Source organism: Mucilaginibacter mali (assembly GCF_013283875.1).
Classification (GTDB): Bacteria; Bacteroidota; Bacteroidia; order Sphingobacteriales; family Sphingobacteriaceae; genus Mucilaginibacter; species Mucilaginibacter mali.
In genome coordinates, this window is sequence record NZ_CP054139.1 from 3662515 (window position 1) to 3685961 (window position 23447).

At 44.4% G+C, this 23447-nt stretch carries 21 protein-coding genes; 12 read left to right on the forward strand and 9 right to left on the reverse strand.

Annotated features, from left to right (window positions below; translation table 11 throughout):
- Positions 1 to 203: 203 nt before the first annotated feature.
- The 9 genes from HQ865_RS15225 to HQ865_RS15265 all read right to left on the reverse strand — a co-directional run bounded on the left by HQ865_RS15225 (position 204) and on the right by HQ865_RS15265 (position 7678).
- Positions 204 to 1217, reverse strand: coding sequence for a FecR family protein (locus HQ865_RS15225; protein ID WP_173415714.1), 1014 nt, complete (start codon positions 1215 to 1217; stop codon positions 204 to 206).
- A 73-nt stretch (positions 1218 to 1290) separates the two neighbouring features.
- On the reverse strand, positions 1291 to 1884 hold the full coding sequence (locus HQ865_RS15230) for an RNA polymerase sigma factor (RefSeq protein ID WP_173415715.1): 594 nt from the start codon (positions 1882 to 1884) through the stop codon (positions 1291 to 1293).
- 450 nt (positions 1885 to 2334) lie between these two features.
- On the reverse strand, positions 2335 to 3486 hold the full coding sequence (locus HQ865_RS15235) for a type II secretion system F family protein (RefSeq protein WP_173415716.1): 1152 nt from the start codon (positions 3484 to 3486) through the stop codon (positions 2335 to 2337).
- A complete protein-coding gene (locus tag HQ865_RS15240) occupies positions 3473 to 3973 on the reverse strand; it encodes a PulJ/GspJ family protein (protein WP_173415717.1) in 501 nt (166 codons plus the stop codon). Before HQ865_RS15240 ends, HQ865_RS15235 begins: the two co-directional genes overlap by 14 nt.
- Complete coding sequence (locus HQ865_RS15245; RefSeq protein ID WP_173415718.1) at positions 3970 to 4332, reverse strand: hypothetical protein; 363 nt, start codon at positions 4330 to 4332, stop codon at positions 3970 to 3972. The genes HQ865_RS15240 and HQ865_RS15245 overlap by 4 nt, the downstream gene beginning before the upstream one ends.
- Positions 4314 to 5573 carry a hypothetical protein gene (locus tag HQ865_RS15250; RefSeq protein WP_173415719.1) on the reverse strand — a complete coding sequence of 420 codons (1260 nt, stop codon included), beginning with the start codon at positions 5571 to 5573 and terminating at the stop codon, positions 4314 to 4316. The genes HQ865_RS15245 and HQ865_RS15250 overlap by 19 nt, the downstream gene beginning before the upstream one ends.
- Before the next feature lie 4 nt (positions 5574 to 5577).
- A complete protein-coding gene (locus HQ865_RS15255) occupies positions 5578 to 6204 on the reverse strand; it encodes a toxin-antitoxin system YwqK family antitoxin (protein ID WP_173415720.1) in 627 nt (208 codons plus the stop codon).
- On the reverse strand, positions 6201 to 6701 hold the full coding sequence (locus HQ865_RS15260; RefSeq protein ID WP_173415721.1) for a hypothetical protein: 501 nt from the start codon (positions 6699 to 6701) through the stop codon (positions 6201 to 6203). Before HQ865_RS15260 ends, HQ865_RS15255 begins: the two co-directional genes overlap by 4 nt.
- 14 nt (positions 6702 to 6715) lie before the next feature.
- Positions 6716 to 7678: a fibronectin type III domain-containing protein gene (locus HQ865_RS15265; RefSeq protein ID WP_173415722.1), complete on the reverse strand. Its 963-nt coding sequence runs from the start codon at positions 7676 to 7678 to the stop codon at positions 6716 to 6718.
- A gap of 146 nt (positions 7679 to 7824) precedes the next feature.
- Between HQ865_RS15265 and HQ865_RS15270 the strand changes: the two genes are divergently transcribed.
- From HQ865_RS15270 to HQ865_RS15325, 12 genes are all read left to right on the forward strand, one after another.
- Positions 7825 to 8247: a type IV pilin protein gene (locus HQ865_RS15270; protein WP_173415723.1), complete on the forward strand. Its 423-nt coding sequence runs from the start codon at positions 7825 to 7827 to the stop codon at positions 8245 to 8247.
- Positions 8248 to 8302: 55 nt separating this feature from the next.
- Positions 8303 to 8764 (forward strand): hypothetical protein, encoded by a 462-nt coding sequence (locus HQ865_RS15275; RefSeq protein ID WP_173415724.1) that lies wholly within the window; start codon positions 8303 to 8305, stop codon positions 8762 to 8764.
- On the forward strand, positions 8761 to 10194 hold the full coding sequence (locus HQ865_RS15280; RefSeq protein WP_173415725.1) for a GspE/PulE family protein: 1434 nt from the start codon (positions 8761 to 8763) through the stop codon (positions 10192 to 10194). The genes HQ865_RS15275 and HQ865_RS15280 overlap by 4 nt, the downstream gene beginning before the upstream one ends.
- Before the next feature lie 8 nt (positions 10195 to 10202).
- Positions 10203 to 12131 carry a type II secretion system protein GspD gene (locus HQ865_RS15285; protein ID WP_173415726.1) on the forward strand — a complete coding sequence of 643 codons (1929 nt, stop codon included), beginning with the start codon at positions 10203 to 10205 and terminating at the stop codon, positions 12129 to 12131.
- 2 nt (positions 12132 to 12133) lie between these two features.
- Complete coding sequence (locus tag HQ865_RS15290) at positions 12134 to 13348, forward strand: hypothetical protein (RefSeq protein WP_173415727.1); 1215 nt, start codon at positions 12134 to 12136, stop codon at positions 13346 to 13348.
- The gene (locus tag HQ865_RS15295) at positions 13348 to 13878 is read left to right on the forward strand and encodes a hypothetical protein (RefSeq protein WP_173415728.1); all 531 of its coding nucleotides are present in this window, start codon (positions 13348 to 13350) and stop codon (positions 13876 to 13878) included. Before HQ865_RS15290 ends, HQ865_RS15295 begins: the two co-directional genes overlap by 1 nt.
- Positions 13879 to 13971: 93 nt before the next feature.
- Positions 13972 to 14829: a hypothetical protein gene (locus HQ865_RS15300; RefSeq protein ID WP_173415729.1), complete on the forward strand. Its 858-nt coding sequence runs from the start codon at positions 13972 to 13974 to the stop codon at positions 14827 to 14829.
- Positions 14830 to 14857: 28 nt separating this feature from the next.
- Positions 14858 to 16291, forward strand: coding sequence for a hypothetical protein (locus HQ865_RS15305; RefSeq protein WP_173415730.1), 1434 nt, complete (start codon positions 14858 to 14860; stop codon positions 16289 to 16291).
- 12 nt (positions 16292 to 16303) lie between these two features.
- A complete protein-coding gene (locus HQ865_RS15310) occupies positions 16304 to 17767 on the forward strand; it encodes a hypothetical protein (protein ID WP_173415731.1) in 1464 nt (487 codons plus the stop codon).
- Positions 17768 to 17902: 135 nt separating this feature from the next.
- Positions 17903 to 18925: a DUF4200 domain-containing protein gene (locus HQ865_RS15315; RefSeq protein WP_173415732.1), complete on the forward strand. Its 1023-nt coding sequence runs from the start codon at positions 17903 to 17905 to the stop codon at positions 18923 to 18925.
- Positions 18926 to 18965: 40 nt separating this feature from the next.
- Positions 18966 to 19520, forward strand: a complete 555-nt coding sequence (locus tag HQ865_RS15320; protein WP_173415733.1) for a hypothetical protein — start codon at positions 18966 to 18968, stop codon at positions 19518 to 19520.
- A gap of 12 nt (positions 19521 to 19532) precedes the next feature.
- Positions 19533 to 23444: a DUF5977 domain-containing protein gene (locus HQ865_RS15325; protein ID WP_173415734.1), complete on the forward strand. Its 3912-nt coding sequence runs from the start codon at positions 19533 to 19535 to the stop codon at positions 23442 to 23444.
- Positions 23445 to 23447: the final 3 nt, after the last annotated feature.

The window sequence follows — 23447 nt, forward strand, 5'->3', positions numbered from 1 at the left end:
TTCATACTTTTAATTGATTTTAAATTGATTGACGAGATCGGTTTTTGATCGCTGTTACAGCAATTAGTTGAACATAGGCGCTGTAACATTACTGATCGCTGTGGTGCCAGCCACGGCGGTCAGTTTTCAAAAAAAAGAAATAGTGCAGGTGTATTTAAGGAGAAATTTTGATCATAATGGGCTTATTAGGTTTATTATTTGGGTTAATTAGTTAGTTTAACTGTTTTCACATCACCACTGGCTGAAATAGTGTAATGGAAGGCGTTAAGCCGGCTAAGCACATTTAATACTTTTTCCAGGCTTTCTTTTTTCAAAAACGATGCAGAAAAACGCGTTTGGTTACCGCGAAGGGCTTTAATATCAAATTTTACATTATACCAGCGTTCAATTATTTCTGCCGCTTCCTGTATATTCAGGTTATTTAATATCAGGCTTCCGTCTTTCCAGCCGATAGCATCGTTGGCATTTACCAAAAACTCTTCGGCTTTTTTATTTTGATAGTTGTAGGTTAATTTATGGTTGGGTGTTAGTATACCCAATTTATTACTGCCCTCAAGTACACTTACCTTGCCCCGGGCTACCGTTACATTCAACTTTTTATTACCATATGCCTCAATGTCAAAAGCGGTTCCAAGCACCTGTGTTTTTATGCTGCCGGTATGTACAATAAACGGCCTGGCGGCATCGTGCGCCACATCAAAAAAGGCTTCGCCTTGTAAAAACACTTCGCGTGTTTTGCCTGTAAAATCTTTCGGATACTTTAATATACTGCCGGCGTTTACCGCTACTACCGTACCATCCGGAAATTGAAACTGGGCATGGTGCCCCGCCGGGACAGCATACTGAAGATAGGCTACCGGGGCCGCTTGTTCTGTACCGAACAATTTATATCCGGCTATGCCAACCGTACCGGCTATCAACAGGGATGCCGCCACCTTAAGCCAATTTTTTTTAAATAGCCCCAAACGGCTATTTACAGCGGGGGGTGTTTTTAGAAATCGCGGATCGTTAATGATCCGATCGTAAACGCTTTCTCTTTGTGGCTGCGAGACAGGGATATGGTAAACGATCTCTTTCCAAACGCTGTCCATTGCCTCGTATAGGGCTTCGTTTTGATGGGTTTGATGGATCAGTTCCATCAATTCATCATACTCTTCACGACTGATCCTGTTTTCAGCGAAGCTTATTAAAAGCTGCTGTAAGCGTTTTTCGTTCACCTGGATGTAAATCTATATACGGTTTATACAGGTAATACACACAAACGCGCCGCAAGGACTACTGTAATGAAAATTATTTTTTTTGCAGCAGGAAAGCGATCAAAAGAAAAATACTGAGATGAGAGCGGCTGAGTTGCACGCGCAGGGTTTTAACAGCCCGAACCAAATGGTTTTTAACGGTATTGCGCGATATATCCAGTCTTTCGGCTATCTCATCATAGCTAAGCCCATCGCGGCGGCTGAGGCGGAAAACCTGTTGCTGTTGTTGGGGCAGCTTAATGATCGATTCTTCGCTGAAACGTTCCAGGTCGGCAACCAAAATGGCCTCTTCCGTTTCATTATGCGCTTCATTAAACCATAACCAAAGTTTTTCCTGCGCCGCTTTTGATGTGGCTATACTGCGCAAAACGTTTAAAGTTTGCCTGCGGGCCATGGTATACAAATATGGGCCAATTGGATAACTGGCGTCAAGCTTCTCCCTGTTAACCCATAAATTCAGGAAACTTTCAGAAACAATTTCTTCGCTCTGTTCTTTGTTTTTCAGAAAACGGTAAGCAAAATAATATATCCGCCTGCTGTATAACTCATATACAGCAGCGAAGGCAGCCTCATCACCATGCGACAAGCGTACAACAAGGTCGGTTTCAATATATTGAAACTGCTCCATCAAATTGAGGTTAATTTCCTAAAAACAATAAAAAGTTTAACAGCAATTACACTCAGGGTGGTATAATTGGTTTATAATTGACTAACCGCAAGATGTTTATTATATATTAATTGCCATTCCAGTCAATTGCCAAAAAAGTAAAACATATTGGCATTTTCAATTAACCAATTATCTGGGGATATCCGCAATACCAGTGATCCGGCAACGGGATCCCCAACTGGTATTACTGAACTACTGGCTCGGCCATTGATAGGAGGTTTAGGGCATAATCTCCCTTATCACCTTAAATATTCCCTGTAGATGTTTCATCAGTTCTTCCGGGTCCCAGCGAATCAACAATGCAAAAACGCCGCTTACATTAAATAAGCGGCGTTTTTTAGTTTAAGGATCAATAAGTGATAGCAAATTTGGCAGCAAATACAACTATGTAATCAACATATATCAGGGTATTTACTGAAAACTATTACTCATCTGGAACAAGGGCAGATACATGGAAATTAATATTACCCCCACGATAAGGCCAAGAAAAATGATAATAAGCGGCTCCATCATGCTACTAAGCGTGCCGGTTTTATACTCCACCTCTTCTACATACTGTTCGGAGATTTTACCAAAAAAATAATCAAGTTGATTGGTTTCTTCGCCCACTTTAACCAGTTGTATCATTTTGGAAGGATAAACCTTAAACTGCTGCAGGGCCTGGTGCAGCGGCTTGCCGTTAATAATATCCTGCTCCACTATTTTCAATGATGATTCAATCGGGTAAAAACGGATCATTTGCCTGATCAGGTCGATTGCTTTAATTAGCGGCAAACGTGCGCTGATCAACAACCGCATAGAATTACAGAAACGGGCAAGGTAAATTTTTTGAACAAGGTTACCCACAACCGGTATACGCAATAACAGGTCAGAAGATGTTTTTTTAAATTGCTCCTTCTCTCGTAAACTATAGATTAGAATGGCGGATGCGATCACAACGATCATAAACAAGCCAACCCCGTTTTGCATACTTTGCGATATGGCAATAATACGCTCGGTTATCCAGGGTAGTTGTCCGCCGAAACGCTTAAATATATCGCCGAACATGGGTACGATAAACTTCAGCATAAAGAACACCGCGCCCAGCGAGGTTGATAGCACGATACAGGGATAGGTTAGGGCCGAAATGATCTTACGGCGCTGTTTGATCTTGTTTTGATAAAAAGCAGCCATATCCTTCAGCACTTCGGTCAGTTTGCCGGTCTCTTCGCCTATTTGCAAACTAAAAACCTCGTATAACGAAAACTTACCACTCCGCTGCAATGCGAGCGAGAATGGCGCCCCGGCTATCACTTCGGCTTGTATTTGCTGCAGCAGGGTTTTGTCCTTATCTTTTTGCTGGTCGGCAGTGATCAGTTCAAGGCTGCTTTTTAAATTAACACCGGCAATTAGCAAAGAGCTAAGCTCCAGGTACAGGTACTCTTTTTTCTTATCGCTTAATTCCTTACTGCCAAAGTTGATATCACGGTTTAACAAAGCCACTAAACCGCCGGCTTCGGTTGCCGGGGTTTTCTTTAGCTGTTTGCCGGGTGCTTTATATTTATTCAGGTCAATGGTCGGCATGCGGGTTTTGGTTGATCAGGTTAAACGAACTATAGGTTTTATGATAATGATAAACAACCGTATCCTTTTCCGACTTTACAGAAAACGACAGGTCATCTACCAGGTTCGACGGGGCGTTTGATGCGAAACCGGCTTCCTGTTTTTCAAATAAAGCAATAACAGGCGTATGACTTAGCTTAAAACTATCGGCAATACCTTTAACACGCACCACCATGCTGTCCCGGAAATGGTATACTGCCTGCTCTGCTCCATAATCGCATATCACGGCGTTATCCGCAAAAAAAACATGCTGACTGCGGTCAAAATCTTTTTTTAGTAATTCATCAAGCCGGGTAAGCATGAATAGCCGGTCATTTTTGGTTTTATAGATAGAATAGGCATGCAGCACAATAGTATAGGCGCTATAGGTCATGCCGATCACCAGGGCCGATATCAGCAAGGCGATGGCCATTTCCACCAGTGTAAACGCAGCTGCGCGCTGTTTCATTTTAAAATGATCAATTTTTTAAGTTCGGTTATTTTAACCATATTCTCGTCATATATGGCCAGGTCAAGTTCATTCAGGGCAGGTTCTGCCTCATATATTTTTATTTCCTGTTCAACCTTCCAGTGATCCACATAAAAAATTTTAGACTCAACCGCGGTACTGTCTTCGCAACGGGTGCAAATATCGTTTAATATGGCGCGTGCCTTTAATTGCTTCACAGAAACCGAGCTGCGTGTAATATTGGCAAAAATACCCAGCGCGATGCCAAATATCACCACGATGATCAGCATGGCAACAATTACTTCCAGCAATGATGAAGCTTGCACCCGTTTGCCCGGTTTTAGTTTTGTTCCAGCCATTGCATAATTTTTTGAGGATTCCGCGTTACCGGCACCACATCGGGTGCAAGGTAATACCTGGAAAGCCCGGCCATGTCCAGTTTCGTATTGATCAGGTAATTTTCATACCGGGTATAAGTGCTTTGATAAAAAAAACGGCTGGTAAAGGCGCTGCCATTCACCACAACACCATCGTGCAGGCCCAATGTACCCTGCGCATAAATTTGTCCGCTCACGGTAGTATTTTTGCCCAGCTCGATAAATGGCAGCATTTGCGGCCGGCTTTTTTGCTCGTAAGTAAACAGCAGGCCGCTAAAGCTGCTCTGATCGCTCAGTCTAAGTATCTCCTGCCCCTTACTTTCATTTAAGCGGATAATGCCGGCGCAGGAAGGATAATCAAACCTGCAGCGCCGCCCAATGCTTACCGAATCGGAAGCGAACAACTGGCAATTGCCTTTAAAACCACTTTTCACCACAATAGCCCTGGCAAAAACGATCACGTTTTTTAGCAAGGCGGTACTATCCACCGTGATTAAAGTGTCCGAAAGTATAACTATGTTCCCCTCAAGCTTTATATTTTGCAAAGTATATGGCCGCTTTTTCAATTGAATAAAACGGGTAGCTTTTAAAAAGGAGCCATAAACAGAGTCATCCTTAAGCAGCAAACTATCATTGGGATGCTTATCGGTCTGAAATTTATTTAATAGCTGCAGCCTATCCTGTTTTAAAGGCGGCAGTTGCTTATCGCTGTTGTATTGATGGCCCGTTATAATGCGCTTATCACCACTGTAGGGCTTATTTTCAACGTAGGCTGTTCGTATACCCGATTTAGGGACAAAGGCATTACCATTGATCATGGTCTTCCCGCTTACCGATAAAGAGCGGTCTTCATCGATCAGGTATAGCACCGCCCACTTTGCCGAATCGACCGGGTGGGCCATTGTAAAAACTTTGTATAAGGTGTCGGATTGTATAAATGCCCGGACTATGCCCATATCGTATACGCCCCACAATTTCTTTTCTATCTGCACAGAGTCGTTATCCTTGCCAAACAGGCTGATTTTCTTCGGCGTATCCCATTCAGTATGGCCAGCTAACAAATAATTCACTGCAGAGCCTACGTTATTTTGCAGCAGGTTGTAACGTGCCTCACGAGCGTGTTGTATGCGGTAAAAATAAGCCGAAGCAACTAACGTGGCACAGATAACGCCTATTACCAACGCGATGACAATAACAATATACAATGCAGAGGCCCTTACCATACGCCTATTTTTTTTGTGGCAGGGATGATGATGGGCTCTTTTTGCCTGGGTTGGGGTGATGCTTAAAAACATTAACCTTTTGCCAAAAGGAGGTATGCTTTGTTTCAGTTATAAGTTTGCCATTATGATAAGTAACAACCTGTACCGAATCGGCGCTGATATAATTTTTAACCTGACCGTTCAACAGATCATCCCGGTAAGCGCCCGCTTGTTTTAGCATTCCCTTCTCATCAAAAACTTCAAACTTTCCGCGCTTAAAGCCATCTGCCCAGTTTACAGACTCTAAAAGCACACCGTTCTCATTCCACTTTTTCCACAGCCCGTTTTTCAGTCCTTTCAGGAAATTCCCCTGCTCCTTCAGGTTTTTGTTTAAAAAATACTCGTTATAGCTACCCTGCAGCAATTTGCCACTATAACCACCTTGTGTGGTGTGGATAGCATTGGCACTATACCAGTAATAAGTTTTTTCATTATTTACAGGCGCCCAACTGTCCCCCGGCATCAGCTCGGCCAGTATGGTTTTATCGCCTGCGACTAAGCGCACCCGGTTGACCCCTGTCGACTCGGGTATTTTTTGCGCGATTGCTGCACCAATAATCAGGTATAAAAAAGCGGTCAGGTATATTTTCATGGTGTGCTATTGTCGAGCTTTATAAATTTTGTAGTGCCGTTATAACTGATCCTGATCGAATCCTGCATGTTTTTGATCAGTTTTACTTTGTCCTGCGTCTCGCCTTCCTGTAGCATCGTATTTCTGCCATTAATGGTAACCAACGCTACCAGTTTTTTTGACGATGGGTTACGCACAAATCCCGAGTATTTTATGAAACCCCAATTGATGGCCGGTGGCAGGACTGGTTTAGTTATTTTCACATCCGCGCGTACTTTTACGGTTGTTGTATCCTTCTTTGCTTCATTGCTGAAGGGGTTACGGTAACTCATCGTTAATTTACTTGTGTCTGGCTTCAGGGAATGGTCGTCATAAGGTTCCTTGAATGTGCTTGTTGTAACCGGCAGTGGTATCTTATCATCGTTATGGTAAACGGCCGCAAATACCCGGTAAATGATCAGCCCCCAAACCAGTGTCACCAATCCCCCCAATACATAAACCATCTTTTTGCTTTTCATACGGCGCTTTGGGGTTATTGTAAAACAAACGACCGTATATCACTGGTTGGCCCTTCGTTACCGGCAGCATCAATACCCGATACCTTCCAGTAAATGGTGCCACCTGGGTTAGATGTTGGGGTAAACACATAACTGGTATTGCTTAACAATACGGGGAATGTGGCATTATACGCAGTAACCGAATCTGCCTTAAATACATATAGCTTATACTTTGCAGCGGTAAGGGCGCTATTCCACTGTAGGGTTACCGGCGAATTGACGGTTTGCCCCTTTGCAGGCAAGCTCAGCACTACTTTAGGCGGCGGGGTATGATCGTAAGTGATCTGGCTGATGGTCGACCATAATGCCTGTGCGGTATCATTCTCGGCACGCACCCGCCACTGGTAAGTCTGGTCTTTCGGGAAACTAAAATTAAACTGTTGCCCCGGTATTACCTGGTTGTAAACCAAAGTATTTTCATCACTGAAACTATTGGTATCAATTTGCAAATGATATTTGGTAGCCCCATACACATCGCCCCATTGAAAGGCAACGCCTGCCTGGTTAGTGAGCAGTCCATTACCTGGCGAACCGAGTTTTACCTGTTGCTGCTTGATAGAGCTGTACAGGATACGAAAGCTTTTTGGCGTACTATAAACGGTTTGCGAGCTTCCATTTTCGGCCCGCACCCGCCATTGATATTCGCCCGGATTTAAATTGATGGTAAATTTATTTGTTTTCACCACGGTGTCGAGCACCAGTGTGCCTACCGAATCGAACTTGGGGCTAACCACCTGCAGCCTGTACTTTAAAGCATCGTCTACTTCGTCCCACCAAAAATTCACATTGTAGTTAGCGCTGTTATAACCATTGGCAGGTGCTTCAGGGGTTATCGACCGGTCTTTAAGCGACGGCTCGATAATATCTTTGCATGAATTGAGGCCTGCTGCAATAAAAACAGCTAAGAATAATGATAAGGGTATAAGGTTGAATTTCATTTAAATCAAATTAAAGAAATTTTTTGAACTAAATTTACCATTTTACGTAAGAGAGTTGAAATAAGTTGAAGTATTTTTCGTCTGATTTAATTTTCTGAAAAAAATTATAGTTATTTTTCTACTTTAGTTTCCAGATTCTTTATAAAATGAAACCACCTAAATCCTTATTCAAACAGCGTGTAAAAGCCTATACCCTTACCGAGATACTGGTAGTGCTGGTTATTATCGGCATTTTGGTATTACTGGCCCTGCCAAATTTGCTTCCATTAATTACAAAAGCCAAGGCAACCGAAGCAAAGCTGCAACTGGAACACGTGCAAATGCTGGAGAAAAATTACTTCTACGAACATTCCAAATATTCCAAAGACCTGGTTGAACTGGGCTATATCCAGGAAAAACTATCTACCGAAAAAGACGGCCGCGCTAATTATCGTATCGAAATAGCCAGCGCATCAAACACAGGTTTTGTTGCCCGGGCCACCGCCGTGGTTGATTTTAATGGCAATGGTACATTTAACATATGGGAAATGGACCAGGATAAAAATTTAAAGGAAGTTACTGCCGACTAAAGTGCTGTTAAAAGGAATTATCCTGCTGATATTATTAGCAATTTTTATGCAAGACATGAGGTCAAGGTCGGTTGTAGTTTGGTTGTTCCCTGTACTGGGGATAGCACTGTTTGTGCAGGCTTATCTTAAGGGTACATCCTATGGATATGTTTTGCAAAATATCGGCTTCGATCTGTGCTTTTTAAGCATTCAACTGTTATTGGTTTCCGTTTACTTTTCGATAAAGAGCCGTAAATGGGTATGGATCACCAGGGAAATGTTGGGATGGGGCGATATCCTTTTCCTGGTAAGCATAGCCTGTTATCTTTCGCCTGTAAATTATATTTTATTTTATGTGGCAAGCCTGGTACTGATACTTGTGGCTTATATAGCAATCCGTAAGTACACCCATGAACAGGGGCATATCCCCTTAGCAGGCCTGCAGGCACTGTTAATGGCGGTAATATTAATTGCAAACTGGCAGATTGCCAGCTTTGACCTGACCAGCGATGCCTGGCTGATAAAAACGGGGATATGATGGAGATGGAAGAAATTGTTTTAACAAGTGAACAACTACACAGCCTGACCAAAGAACAGGCCTGGTATTATCGCGTACTACCCAAACTAAAGAACAATAATTGTTTTGAACTTTATTGCGAGGATACTATTACTGCAGACAGCCTGTCGCAGGAACTGGAGATATTATTAGGCACAGCTATAAAACTAACAGCTATTCCGGCCGAGCAGGTCTCGCGCTTGTTGTCCAAATATTACTTACAGGAAAACGCGGCATACCAGGGCTTGCAGCCGGCGGCAGCAGACAACGCGGATGATTTTTTGACAGAACTGATCAGGGAAGCCAAAAACCTGAAAAGCAGCGATATTCATATCGAAAGCTATGAAGCTAAAAGCCGGGTAAGGATAAGGATAGATGGTATGATGGTAGAGCGCTACTTGTTAAAACGCGAAGAATATCCGGCACTCATCAACAAAATTAAAATATTGGCCAACCTGGATATTGCCGAAAAACGCCTGCCACAGGATGGGCGCATCCATTTTAAACAGCAGGGCCAGCAATTTGATATCCGCGTATCGGTACTTCCTACCTTACATGGCGAAAAGGTGGTATTAAGGTTATTGAGCAATGACGCTACAGATATTGACCTGAATAAGCTTGGCTTTTCGGACATTGACCTGGATAATTACCTGCAAGGTGTAAAACGACCGAACGGGATCTTATTGATCAGCGGGCCTACCGGTTCGGGAAAAACGACGACCCTTTACGCCACCTTAAAATTGCTGAATAAAGAGACGCGCAACATCCTGACCATTGAAGACCCGATAGAATATACATTGGAAGGGGTGAACCAGGTACAGCTGAAAGAAGCTATCGGCCTGTCTTTCGCGGCCGCGCTTAAAACATTTTTGCGGCAGGACCCGGACGTGATCATGGTTGGCGAGATACGCGATGCGGAAACAGCCAATATGGCCATACGCGCCGCACTGACCGGGCACCTGGTGTTATCCACTATCCACACCAACTCGGCCTGGGGCACGGTTTCCCGTTTGATAGATATGGGCATACCGCCGTTCCTGGTAGCCAATACCTTAAACACTACTGTAGCCCAGCGGCTCATCAGGCTGTTATGCCCGCATTGCAAGGTGCAAAAACCATTTACGGCCGATCTATATCCGCGCCAGTTTAAACCATATAGCACAGTTACGCAACAATACTTGCCCCATGGCTGCGAACAATGCTACTACAGCGGCTATAAAGGCCGGAAGGCGGTATACGAAGTAATACCGATAGATCAGGAATTGGGCACGGAGATCAAAATGGGGAATGCCCGCATATCCGGGCATTTGGAACAAAGAAACATCAAAACGCTGGCAGAAAATGCCTTTAACCTATTTAAAAATGGAGAAACCTCGCTGGAAGAGATTTACCCCTTGCTTTTTAATTATTAATACCTTGTATGCATAAAAAACTTACGTTATTTCTTATTATCTTATCCTTTTTCTGTACCGCAACATGGGCGCAGCAAAAAGACCGCATACAGGTGATCCAGCAGAAACTGGAGACGCTGGCCCAGACTGTGCCGGGTTTAAATCAAAAAGTGCAGCTCTCTATAGCCAATGTTAGCATACAGGATTACCTGAACGCTATTTCGAAGGCCAATGCTATTAGTATGAGTATCGACCCAAAGTTGAATATGCGGGTCAACAACAATCTTACCGATGTAACAGCTATCAATGTGCTTGTTTTTTTGGCCGGTCAGTATAACCTGGATATTTCAATAGTAGGTTCCATATTGGTTATTGCCCCTTATCAAGACCCTAACCAGTTTATTAAACCACCGCTCAGGGAAATTCCGGTCCGTTATGATGCACCCACAAATAACCTTTCCCTTGAATTAGCCAACGACAGCCTGATTACTGTGGCAAAAAAAATAACCCGCCTTTCTGGCAAGAATGTGGTAGTGCCCACAACGCTCCAGGGCAAGCGCGTAAATGGTTATTTCGCATCAGCTCCGTTTGATATGGTCCTGGAAAAACTGGCCTACTCCAATGAGCTTAAAATGCAGAAAACAGCCGATGGTTTTTATTTATTTCAGCCACTGGCCGATGGCGAAGAACTATACGTGACCGGCGACCACAATACAGCGGTGCGGCGGGTATTTAAACCGGTTACCCCAAACACCACAGGCGGCGGGCTTAATATTTACAGCAAAATGGTGGGCGGCCAAAAGCTCCTGTCGGCTGATGTGAGTAATGGCAATATTCTTGACCTTGTTCGTACCGCATCGCAGGAAATGAACAAAAGCTATTTCCTTTATTCTGATTTAAAAGGTACGATCACCGTACATGCCAACGATCTGTCCTACGATGATTTTTTAAGCGCCATATTCCGTGGTACCGAGTACACATTCCATGTGGATAATGGCATTTACATGATGGGGAGCCGCAAATTAGAGGGCTTGCGCACCAACAAGATCGTTGCCTTACAAAACCGGTCTATCGATACCGTGATGGCGATGATACCCAGGGAATGGATGAAGGATGTGGAGATAAAAGAATTTCGTGAGCAAAACACATTATTGTTATCCGGATCGGCACCACAGATAAGGGAACTGGAAACATACATTAATCAGTTGGATAAAATTGTGCCAATGGTGATGATCGAGATCACACTGGTTGATATCAATAAATCGCGCACGGTGGCTACCGGCCTAAAAGTTGGGGTGGCCGATAGTGCTGTTAAATCGGGCGGCACATTGCTTTCGGGTTTCGATTTTACATTCAGCGCTTCATCCATTAATGGCTTGCTGGATAAACTGGGCGGCTCGTATGCTAACCTTGGGCATGTGGTACCCAACTTTTACGCCAGTATTAAGGCCCTGGAATCACTAAACAATGTCGAGGTACATTCTATACCTAAGCTAACCACGTTAAACGGGCATGCCGCTACTTCAAGTATCGGCAGCAGGAGCTGGTACCTGGTTCAAACCCAAAACGTTATTCCGTCCATATCGTCGCCTACCATTAATTATACACAGCAATATAATAGTGTGGATGCGAATATGATCATCAATATCAAGCCTATTGTTTCGGGTGATGACCAGGTAACCTTAGGTATCAAGATAGATATTACCGACTTTAACGGCACCCCTCCGGCAAATTCTCCCCCCCCAACGTCCACCAGCAAATTTGAATCGATCGTCAGGGCGCATAACGAGGATATGATCGTGTTAGGCGGGCTGGAAAGAACAATTGACAGTGATAACTCGTCGGGCACGCCGTTGCTTTCGCGCATCCCTGTAATCAAGTGGTTTTTCAGTACCAAGACCAAAACGCACCAAAAAGTAGTTACCCTGGTATTTATTAAACCTACAATTATCAGGTAACGATGCTGAAGCGGTTCTATCATATCGACCAGGCTACGGGTGTCAGCATTAATAAGCTGTCGGACACCAGCTTTGAAATTGATCTGTGCAGCATATCCCTGTCAAAAGATCAGTTGAAGCTTGAAAAAAAGATAATTGGCATAACCAACCTCGACGAACTTACTAAACAAGCACCTGCCGGTAGCCCGGTAGCTATTAACCTGACAGGAAAGGGCATTCTTACTAAAAGTTTTGAACAGGTTGCAGCGATAGATCACTCTAACTTTTCGCGCATCCTTCCCAATGCCAACTTCAGCGATTTTTATGTGCAGCATTTCGTTTCGGGGGAGCGGTCTTATGTATCGGTGATCCGTAAAACAGACGCGGACCAATGGATAGCACGTTTAAAACAGATCGGGTTAAAACCATTATTGCTAAGCCTGGATATATTCCCGGCAGATATGGTTTTACCACAACTTAATTCAACTGTTCGTAGCCTCTGCACCGGCGGATATCATATTACCTGGGATAATGACGGAGAATGGACAAATGTTCAGAGACAGGAACCCGGTCAAAAAAACGAACCCCTGAAAATTGATAATGAAACCATCGGCGAACGGTTACTGCTACCCTACGCGGCAGCCTTCGGACTGGCCATGACAGGGCGGATACCACTTGTTTCGGCTATTGTTCCTGAATTAAGTGCAGACTTGAGCAATGAGTTGGAGAACAGGAAATTTAAGGCTGGCGCAATCGCGGTTTTATGTACGATATTTCTCTTACTGATCGTCAACTTCGCTGTTTTCTCCTGGTTAAATGATAGTAATAATGAATTGATGGTTAAAGTAGGTTTTTTAACGCAAAGTACCAGCGACCGTACTAACCTGGAAAATAATATACAGCAAAAAGAGTTGCTGCTGCGCAACAGTGGCTGGCATAGCGGGGTATTGTCCAAAAGCATCCTGACCGACCAGATGGCCGCCGAAATGCCTGCGGGAATTAAATGGACATCGCTGAACATTGACCCGGTTGACAATGCCAACGGCCGTACCTTAAAAAATATCTCTTTTTTTGACCGCCGCATCACTGCGACCGGACAGGCAGAACAGGTGATAGCCGTTAACGAATGGATAGCCCGGCTAAAAACCAAGCCATGGTTAAAAAACATACGCCTGGATAGCTACAACTTTAATCAGGAACTTAATACCGGGCAATTTACCTTAATCATCAATTATTAATGTTAGCTAAGTTGCCCATAAAGAAAAAACACCTGGTGCTGGCCGGTACCTTTGTATCGCTGCTGATCTGTTACCAGTTGGCCTTCAAAAAAACCATTGCCGCCTGGCAACTGCATAGCCAATTTAGCCAACAATTGGCTACACAAAGCAACCTTACTTATCAGCCCGCCTATATGGAGCGGAAAAATAAAAACCTGGATACCATTATCAGCCGGCTTAAAACAGATACGGCTTTTTTCAGAGAAAATGTGATCTCAAAAATATCGGTATTAGCTCAAAACCTTCACGTAAAAATAATAGCCTTACCGGTAGAAGATATTTACTACCACACTCCCCAATCGGTTATCCAACGCATGGATATGGAAGGTGATTTCTTCTCGCTGCTTAAACTGCAATACCAAATTGAGCATCTAAAAGGCATTGGCTTGTTTCGTTCGGTAGAAATTAAAAGCAACAGGCTGCAAACAACAGATACTAATGAAGCTTCATCTAAACTAATTATGACAGTTTGGATGTGTGGGATAAAATAATAGCTTGATTATTTGCTTAATAAATTTTAACTTACACCCATTACCACGAAACCTTTAATTGTTTGGTTTCGTATACCTACTAAATCTTATCACATGAAAAAAGCCTTATCGGCAGGTATTGTCCTGCTTTCAACAATTTCATTTATTTCTAAAGCGCAAACATGGTCGGGTTCTACGCCAGGCAATATCTATTACAATTCAGGTAATGTCGGCATCGGCACAACGTCGCCGTCCAGCAATCTCACGGTATCAGGCGATATTGCCTATTACGCTTCGGGCACCTATCCCAGCTTATTGTCCAACAGCTACTCCAATACCTCCTGGCACGGGCCCCGCATCGGCTTTTCGCGCTATCGAGGTACTGCCTCAAGTCCATCATCGCTCGCAAGCGGGGATTTCGCCGGATGGTTTGACTTTTTTGGCTATGACGGAACGACGGCGCAGCGTGTCGGGCAATTTGTAATGACCGTGGATGGTACGGTCAGTACGGGGGTCGTTCCCGGCAAGTTTACGATCGCCACTGCGAACGCCAGTGGTACCAATACCATCCGGTTGACCGCCTACGCCAATGACTATGTTACGATGGCCAACAATGGCGGCAGGGTAGGTATTGGAACGGAATCGCCTGATGCTAAACTCGCTGTTAATGGCACTATCCACTCCAAAGAAGTTAAGGTTGACCTGACAGGATGGCCTGACTTTGTATTTAAACCTGCTTACAAACTCCCTTCTCTTGCAGAGGTTAAAACCTATATCGACAAAAACCAGCACCTGCCCGATGTGCCGTCCGCGCAGGAAATAGCAAAGGATGGCCTGAACATTGGCGAAATGAACAAGCTGCTGATGAAAAAGATAGAGGAACTAACACTATACCTGATAGAAGAACACGATAAAAACCAAAAAGAAATAGAGCAGCTAAAGCAGCAATTAAAAGCTGTAACAAATAAATAATTTAAATATACCAAGCCCCTTATCACTTATGAAAAAAGCCTTAACGGCAGGTATTGCCCTGCTTTCAACAATTCCATTTATTTCTAAAGCGCAAACCTGGTCGGGATCAACACCGGGTAATATTTATTACAATTCGGGTTTTGTAGGCGTAGGTGCCAGCAGTCCGCGAACCATGTTAGAAGTTGCGCCACCGTCAGGAAATAAACCCGCTGCTATTTTTCGTTTATACGGTAATACCTCGTGGGGTCATGTGCTCACTTTATCTACCGATGGTGCGTATGGGAATGATGATGCCAGAATGCTATTCAGTTATCGCGGCGGTAATAAGCAATGGGCAATAGGTGGTTACACTAATTCCAACCGTTTTGGTATCTGGGAAGATAGTGGTGATGGCATATTTGGCTCCGGAGGTTTTGGCACCGAAAGGTTAACAGTGGCAGCAGGGGGTAATATAGGTATTGGCACATCAACACCACAGTCGGCTTTGGATTTGGGCGATGGCACAAATGGAAGATCGATTGTTTGGAGCGGCGGTGGAGGTAACTGGTATTCCAGCATTGGCACAAGCTATAGCTCAGGAGCTACCAATGTTTTGAACGGTCTCAAACTGAATACAACAGCCGATCAAACACTCTCTTCATATACAGGTTATGTGGCTGCGTCAGGTACCCGTTGGGATCTGTTATCGGGCGATATTTCCTTTTTTAATGCTCCGCCGGCTTCTCAAACAGCCAATACTGTGTTTAATTACGCCGCCAATACTAAAATGATTGTTAAGTCATCCGGCAATGTAGGTATTGGTACTTTGAGTCCTGCAGGGACATTACAGGTTAAGCAAAGCTCATATGATCTTTTGACGGGTACATATACATTAGATATTGGTTTAGGGGGTACTTCAGCAGGATGGGCACGGGCATTCCGGGTTGTAAATTCCAGTAATTCTGATGGTAAGGATGGCGGGGCATTTGGCGCGGTTGGTTCGGGTACTGCCCCAAATTACGTTTATATGTCTATACCAACAGCCGATGCGACCGGGTATGATTCTCAAAAGATCATAGCACTTGATAATTCTGGAAATGTTGGTATCGGCACAACCAACCCACAAGGCTACAAGTTAGCGGTAAAAGGCAGCCTCATAGCCGAAGAGATTAAAGTTAAATTATCTTCGAGCTGGCCCGATTATGTGTTTAAACCATCCTACAAGCTCCCAACCCTTGCGGAAGTTAAAACCTATATCGATAAAAACCAGCACCTACCCGACGTACCGTCGGCCGACGATGTAGCTAAAAATGGCCTGGATGTAGGCGAAATGAATAAACTGCTAATGAAGAAGGTGGAAGAATTGACACTGTATCTTATTGGGCAGGATAAGGCTAAGCAGGACCAGCAGAAAGAGATCGACCTTTTAAAGCAGCAGTTAACAAACTTAACAAAGATAGTCAACCAAATCCAGCAACACTAAACCTATATCATCATGAAAAAAAGCGCCTTGGCAATCATTGCTATCCTATCCGCCATTTCCTTTACTTCAAATGCGCAAACATGGTCCGGCTCTACCCCCGGAGATATTTATTATAACTCCGGCAATGTCGGCATCGGCACGACAAGCCCGTCCACCAAGCTTAGTATATACGATAACAGCAACACCCTTAAGATGCCCCGCCTGATAAAGGACGGCTACTATGACGAGCTGGGCCTCTATAACTATTCCGCTACCGACTACTACCGCACCGACCTCAGCTTCCGGAGGGCGCGCGGAACGGCGGCCTCGCCGGCTGCAAGCCAAAGCGGCGACTGGCTCGGCTCGTTCAGCTTTTGGGCGGCCAATTCCGGGGCATCGTTCTCCAATCCCAGCGCCAGCATCGTCGGTATCGTTGACGGCACGCCCGGATCATCCTACGTTCCGGGCAAGATCGTCTTTCAGACATCGGACGGCAGCGCGACCACCACAGACCGCATGACGATCAAAAACAACGGACATGTGGCGATAGGCACCGGGGATGGGAGCGACCTGCTGACCGTTGCCGGAAATACCCGGGTTGTCGCTTACGCGGGCAACGGGTTCCTTGGCTACGACGCGGCTACCGGCGGGAACCACGTATTCAGCCTCACCCGGCAATCTAATGACCTTGCCCTTTCTGCGCTGGGCGGCATCGGGTTCAGTACGCTCAAAACTTCGCCATCTGCCAGCTACAGCATGTTTATCAACACGTCGGGCGATGTCGGCATCGGCACGACAAGCCCGTCCACCAAACTTAGTATATACGATAACAGCAACACCCTTAAGATGCCCCGCCTGATAAAGGACGGCTACTATGACGAGCTGGGCCTCTATAACTATTCCGCTACCGACTACTACCGCACCGACCTCAGCTTCCGGAGGGCGCGCGGAACGGCCGCCTCGCCGGCTGCAAGTCAAAGCGGCGACTGGCTCGGCTCGTTCAGCTTTTGGGCGGCCAATTCCGGGGCATCGTTCTCCAATCCCAGCGCCAGCATCGTCGGTATCGTTGACGGCACGCCCGGATCATCCTACGTTCCGGGCAAGATCGTCTTTCAGACATCGGACGGCAGCGCGACCACCACAGACCGCATGACGATCAAAAACAATGGAAAGGTTGGCATCGGCACAACGACGCCCGACCAACTACTGTCGGTCAACGGCACCATCCACTCCAAAGAAGTACTGGTCGACCTGACCGGCTGGCCGGACTTTGTATTTAAACCAACCTACAAACTCCCTGCACTTACAGAAGTTAAAACATACATTGATAAAAACCAGCACCTTCCGGAAATACCGTCAGCGCAGGAGATAGAACAAAATGGATTGAACGTAGGTGAAATGAATAAGCTGCTAATGAAGAAGGTGGAAGAATTGACACTGTATCTTATTGAGCAAAATAAACGCATAGAAAAGCTGGAGTCGCAAATTAAACACTAACCGATCAAAAAAATAATTGGGACTTATAAAATAGGGTTAGTTAACCTATTGGCTACTATTGGTCAGGGGTATTCGCCTGTAAACTATACATCGTTAAACGTTAATAAACATCTTCAAAACTACTAAACCTTCGTTATGAAATTATTTTTCGCCGCATTATTAGCCGGATTTATTTTAATCACTAACTCTTATGCACAGGACGGCAGTTTTAATAACTTGAGTGCAGAATCTTTCACAAAGGGAGCCGGTGTAAACGATTATTATGGATGGGGAAAGACAGTCAATAACCTAATCGATCCGCGCCCTAATTCGTCATCTGGCGGCGCGTTTATTATAAATGCTCATCAAGGCTTAACCTTTAGCGCTCATTCGGTTTATGGCGGTATCCGCTTTTATAATCAATCGTACCCAGGCGGTCCCTTAGACCCTAATAATGGTGCAACAATGGTAATGAGTATTACGGGTAATAATGTTGGCGTAGGTACCACAACACCGTATGGAAAATTACATGTATATCAAAATACAGTTGACCAACCTGGATTAGTTATCCAGGGCAATTGTATTAATGTTGATGCCAACCAGCATTATATAGCAATGACGCTTGATGGCGATTATGGTAATGCGAGTGGTAATTACTCGCAAATACGAAGCTACAGTAACCTCTATGGAGGTTGGGGGAGTCAGCTTGCTTTTTTCACAACGCAATCGGGCGTTGCCAATACAATAAACGAAAGGATGCGGATTGATGCCAATGGTAATGTAGGTATAGGGACTACCAATGCTCAAGGTTACAAGTTGGCTGTAAATGGCAACGTAATAGCCGAGGAAATTAAAGTAAAGCTGCATACAAACTGGCCTGATTACGTATTTAAACCTGTTTACAAACTGCCCCCCCTTTCAGAAGTAAAACAATACATTGATAAAAATCAGCATTTGCCCGAAATACCCACCGCCGCAGAGATGACTCAGAACGGTATTGATCTGGGCGATATGAATACCAAACTATTGAAGAAGGTAGAGGAACTTACCTTGTACATGATAGAGAAAGATAAAGAGATCACTGAATTGAAACAACAGGAAGCCATAAATAAATTACAGCAAAAGCAAATTGATGAACTGCAAAAACAAGTGAAAGCAATGCTAAAAACTAAACAATAAAAATAGCCCTAATCATTAAACCAAACCCAATCACAACTTTATGAAAAAAACTTGCCTGGCTATTATAGCCGTCTTTTATGCATGCACTTTTGTTAATGGCGATGACTACAATAATGGCGGCGGGGTGATCTATGGCAGTATCCTGGGTGATATGTACTTTGCCCCAATAGCAAGTACGGGCGGCGCGAACAGGGTACTTTCCGATGCGGACATCGCCAATCGCGTTGCCCTTAAAATTTCTTCAAACGGCGTCGTGTACGCTAAGGAACTGAACATTCAGACCAGCATATTTCCCGATTACGTATTTAAAAAAGACTATCGCCTCATGTCTCTTCCTGAACTCAGGGCATATATTGACAAGAACAAGCATCTGCCTGAAATACCATCCGCCCATGAAGCCGAAGAAAACGGCGTTAACCTTGGCGAGATGAACAAGCTATTGTTGAAGAAAGTGGAGGAACTTACGCTGTATCTGATCGAGAAAGATAAAGAAGTGAACGATCAAAAAAAGATCAATCAAAAGCTCATAGACCGGCTTGATGCTTTGGAGCAAAAAGTAAATACTGCAACAACTCAACCTATACTTAAACATTAATACCTAACCGTCATGAAAATAAAATTAAACTTTATTATCGCTTTAATTTTGCTGTTAAAAACGGCATCTGTTTTAGCACAACACGACCCAACCAATTACATTAAGCCCCAATTAGTGCCCGCTTCGCCAACTGCGGCTAACCTGGGTAAATATGGTGATGTCCCGGTCAACATGTCAACCGGGATGGCTAATGTAAGCGTACCTATATTCACTGTACAAGGGCAGGATATTAGCCTGCCCATTAGTTTATCGTATAATTATAATGGAGCCAGGCCATCCGAACAAACAAGCTGGATTGGTTTAGGCTGGTCTTTACAGGCCGGTGGTGTTATTACCCGCCAAATACGTGGCCGAATTGATGAGAATAATACTACCGATCCGTATGCCTACGAAAATTTATACAACACATCGCTGATATACGATACAGGCGATACATTTTTACGGGCGGTGGCCACCGGAGACACCTACGATACTGAACCTGATATTTACAGCTTTAACTTTAATGGGCACTCGGGAAAATTTATCCAGATAAAGAACCAGTTTTACGTTTTTCCTTATCAAAAAATAAAAATAACGGGCGATGCTGGTGTGGGCTACAGCATTACTACCGAAGACGGTACCAAGTATGATTTTTATACTACCGAAAACACTACCGTAAAATCAACTCCGGGCGGTGCTAACTGGGGTACCTACCATTCTGCCTATTATCTTAACCAGGTAACAAATGCCGCTCAAACAGAATCTATTTTTCTTACTTATCAGGGCGAAAGCGACGTCATTCAAAACGGGGCCTACTCTCAATCGTACGACAGATCTAATTTCCGTACATCGGGATGGTTTAACCCTTACGATCCCGGCATTGGTACCGAATCTACATTATACCCCCTTCAAACAACCATGCCTTCGCGGGTTTCGGCAAAAAGGCTCGACCGGATATACTCTTCCAAATTTGAGGTTGATTTTATACCTGAAAGTACGGAGCGGCAGGATCAGGCAAACAGTTATGCCCTGCATAGTATCCTTGTAACAGCATCGGGTGGTTCGACAATTAAAAGCGTGGTATTAAATCACGATTACTCTGATTCGCAGTATTTGAAACTATCGTCGGTAAGTGAAATAAATTTGCAAAATGATGGCGGCTTGACCTCCCCTACCGATTCTTTAGTGCAAAAATTTACATATGCCGACGGACTACCGGCACGGAATAATCCAACCGTTGGTACCGACCACTATGGTTATTATAACGGCACTACAACTAACCTGGGTGGCAAACTAATACCCGGTTATATAGCCGGTTCGGACATTGGCGCCAACCGGGAACCGAACCCTGCATTCGCAATGGCGGGGATACTTACAAAAATAACTTATCCAACCGGTGGTACAACAAACCTGGAATATGAAAGCAATACGTTTACCGGCGCTGCCAGGAAAGACAATATAGGGGTTTCAAGAAGCGCTACCAGGCACGATTACACTACCACAAACGATTTTTATATCTTCTCGCGGCCGTTTACTATCGATTTGACTCAAAAAGTTTACATCTCATTGTCCCGCTTTCCTAAAGATACGGTAGGGCCACCTGATGACAATCTTAAACTTAAAGACAACAAAGACCCCGAAGCGGTGATATACGATAGTTCGAATAATGTAGTATATACCGGCCGGATAAATGCCTACTCTCTAAATGGTGGCTACCAGGATAGCATAATGATGTCGCCGGGTACTTATACCTTAAGGGTTGAGTGCGACGCTACCGAGAATTACACTACGGCTGGCGTGGGCTTTACCAAAACCAGTACCGAATTAGAAAACATTAACGGGCATGGCTTAAGGATTAAAAAGATAACATCTAACCCTGTTATCGGCACGCCATTAGTTAAAACCTATGCTTATGAAGGTGGCACAGCATTAATGCCGGCTTACGATTCGCACGATTATTACCGCAGGATTCACGACGACCCTACACCTGGTTTCGAAGGTGTGTATCACGACTATAGTTACACCATTTTCAATTCATCGTTAGAACAGGGTACCGCATTAGGCCTGCCTTTTTATTACCGAACTGTAACCGAATATACCGGACCAGATACCGCCGCTTTAAAATCGGTTTACACATTCGACAGCCAGGACGATGGCAGCAACTTTATGGGTATCGACCCTGTAGGCGAATATCATTACAAAAAGGTGGGTAATAATTATAACCTGCTAAGTTCAAAAGTTAGCCAGTATACTATCGGGACTATCGATGCCTATTTTTATGGAATAAAAACCTATGTAAATATCAGAGAGATATATCATTACACGCATTATAATGATTATAATTACTATGCCCCAATTGGTACTTATGTACGTTCGGAGTTTAAATACCTGCAAAGCACTAAAGAAACCACCTATAATACCGATACCCTATCAACAACCACTATAAACGAGTACAGCCCTACCACGCATAACCTGCTTAGTGTTAAAACGCTGTCATCCGATGGGGTATTAACCACACAGAAGTTTAAATATCCCGAAGATTACAACAGCACCATTGGCGGCAGCCTGGTTACCGCCAATGTAACAGGGCCTATAGAAAAACAAATCTGGCGAAAAGCCCCTGGTGGATCGTCGGTAATGATAGGCGGCAGTATTACCCAGTTTGACAATACCCTGCTGAAACCCACGGCCATCTACGCGCTGGAAAACACAACCGGGCTAAGCACTTTAAGCAACGAAACTCAAGACGGAAGCAGTAAATACAACACGCTGCTAAGCGACAGCCACTACCAGCAGAAAGTGAATTACTATTACGATAGTTATGCCAAAATAAACCGCCAGCAGTTAACAGGCGGCATCAGCATGTCATATAAATACGGCAACCACCCGGTGGCGGGTGTTTATTTGGTGGCTATAGATACCAACCAAACCAACTACCCGGTAGCCGAATGTAAAAACTGCCAGCCAACCGAATTTTTTACCGAGAACTTTGAAGATGGTTCTTATACAGCGGGCGCGGCGCATACCGGCAGCAAATATTATAACGGCACCAGCTATACCGTTAACTGGACTTTACCTAACAGCCGCTCTTATGTAATTAGTTACTGGTATAAAAGCGGTACCTGGAAATACAGCGGCGAAATAGCTTTTACTGGCACCTATACCATGAGCAATGGTACCGCTTACGATGATATACGTGTATATCCTGCCGATGCGCAGGTATCAACCTATACTTATAACCTGGGGGTTGGCCTTAACGCCACTATTGATGCCAAGGGCCTTACCAGTTATTACGAGTATGATGGCTTTAATCGCCTGCGAAACATTAAAGACCAATATGGCCGCATCCTTAAAAACAATAGCTATAACTATGCAGCGCCGCGATATGCCAATGCCGAAATTAACCAGGTGTTAACGCGTGCAAATAGTACCTGCAGCAGTGGCAATATAGGCGCCCGCTACGTTTACCGTGTACCAGGCGGCACTTACCTTTCTACCGTTAGCCAGGCCGATGCCGATGCCCAGGCCCAGGCCGAAGTAACCGCTAACGCGCAAACTTCAGCCAATGCCAATGGCGGCTGTGTTATACCAGTACAACTAAGCTTTGTTAACCATGTTACTAACGGCAGCGCGCAGTTATACACCCTTACTGTAAAGAATGCCCAGGGCGAAATACTTTATACGTTTAATACGGCAGCGCTTACCAGTACCACCACCCCGGCTTTAATACCCAAAGGTGTTTACACTTTTGAGTTCTATACCTATGGCGATTGCGTTGATAATTTAGATTACGGCTGGAATAACCTGTACCTCACCAAAGGCACATCCACAACAGCTTACAAAAATGTACTGTCTGATTGTATCAGTACCTATGTGATCAAAAACATCGACCTTACCGATACCGGGCTTTGCACAATTAATATGGAAGGCAACAACGTAGATTAACCT

Bases quoted from the DNA above. Each gene is read 5' to 3' on its own strand.
- HQ865_RS15230 (WP_173415715.1), bottom strand. From the start codon at position 1,884: ATGGAGCAGTTTCAATATATTGAAACCGACCTTGTTGTACGCTTGTCG.
- HQ865_RS15235 (WP_173415716.1), bottom strand. From the start codon at position 3,486: ATGCCGACCATTGACCTGAATAAATATAAAGCACCCGGCAAACAGCTA.
- HQ865_RS15240 (WP_173415717.1), bottom strand. From the start codon at position 3,973: ATGAAACAGCGCGCAGCTGCGTTTACACTGGTGGAAATGGCCATCGCC.
- HQ865_RS15245 (WP_173415718.1), bottom strand. From the start codon at position 4,332: ATGGCTGGAACAAAACTAAAACCGGGCAAACGGGTGCAAGCTTCATCA.
- HQ865_RS15250 (WP_173415719.1), bottom strand. From the start codon at position 5,573: ATGGTAAGGGCCTCTGCATTGTATATTGTTATTGTCATCGCGTTGGTA.
- HQ865_RS15255 (WP_173415720.1), bottom strand. From the start codon at position 6,204: ATGAAAATATACCTGACCGCTTTTTTATACCTGATTATTGGTGCAGCA.
- HQ865_RS15260 (WP_173415721.1), bottom strand. From the start codon at position 6,701: ATGAAAAGCAAAAAGATGGTTTATGTATTGGGGGGATTGGTGACACTG.
- HQ865_RS15265 (WP_173415722.1), bottom strand. From the start codon at position 7,678: ATGAAATTCAACCTTATACCCTTATCATTATTCTTAGCTGTTTTTATT.
- HQ865_RS15270 (WP_173415723.1), top strand. From the start codon at position 7,825: ATGAAACCACCTAAATCCTTATTCAAACAGCGTGTAAAAGCCTATACC.
- HQ865_RS15275 (WP_173415724.1), top strand. From the start codon at position 8,303: ATGAGGTCAAGGTCGGTTGTAGTTTGGTTGTTCCCTGTACTGGGGATA.
- HQ865_RS15280 (WP_173415725.1), top strand. From the start codon at position 8,761: ATGATGGAGATGGAAGAAATTGTTTTAACAAGTGAACAACTACACAGC.
- HQ865_RS15285 (WP_173415726.1), top strand. From the start codon at position 10,203: ATGCATAAAAAACTTACGTTATTTCTTATTATCTTATCCTTTTTCTGT.
- HQ865_RS15290 (WP_173415727.1), top strand. From the start codon at position 12,134: ATGCTGAAGCGGTTCTATCATATCGACCAGGCTACGGGTGTCAGCATT.
- HQ865_RS15295 (WP_173415728.1), top strand. From the start codon at position 13,348: ATGTTAGCTAAGTTGCCCATAAAGAAAAAACACCTGGTGCTGGCCGGT.
- HQ865_RS15300 (WP_173415729.1), top strand. From the start codon at position 13,972: ATGAAAAAAGCCTTATCGGCAGGTATTGTCCTGCTTTCAACAATTTCA.
- HQ865_RS15305 (WP_173415730.1), top strand. From the start codon at position 14,858: ATGAAAAAAGCCTTAACGGCAGGTATTGCCCTGCTTTCAACAATTCCA.
- HQ865_RS15310 (WP_173415731.1), top strand. From the start codon at position 16,304: ATGAAAAAAAGCGCCTTGGCAATCATTGCTATCCTATCCGCCATTTCC.
- HQ865_RS15315 (WP_173415732.1), top strand. From the start codon at position 17,903: ATGAAATTATTTTTCGCCGCATTATTAGCCGGATTTATTTTAATCACT.
- HQ865_RS15320 (WP_173415733.1), top strand. From the start codon at position 18,966: ATGAAAAAAACTTGCCTGGCTATTATAGCCGTCTTTTATGCATGCACT.
- HQ865_RS15325 (WP_173415734.1), top strand. From the start codon at position 19,533: ATGAAAATAAAATTAAACTTTATTATCGCTTTAATTTTGCTGTTAAAA.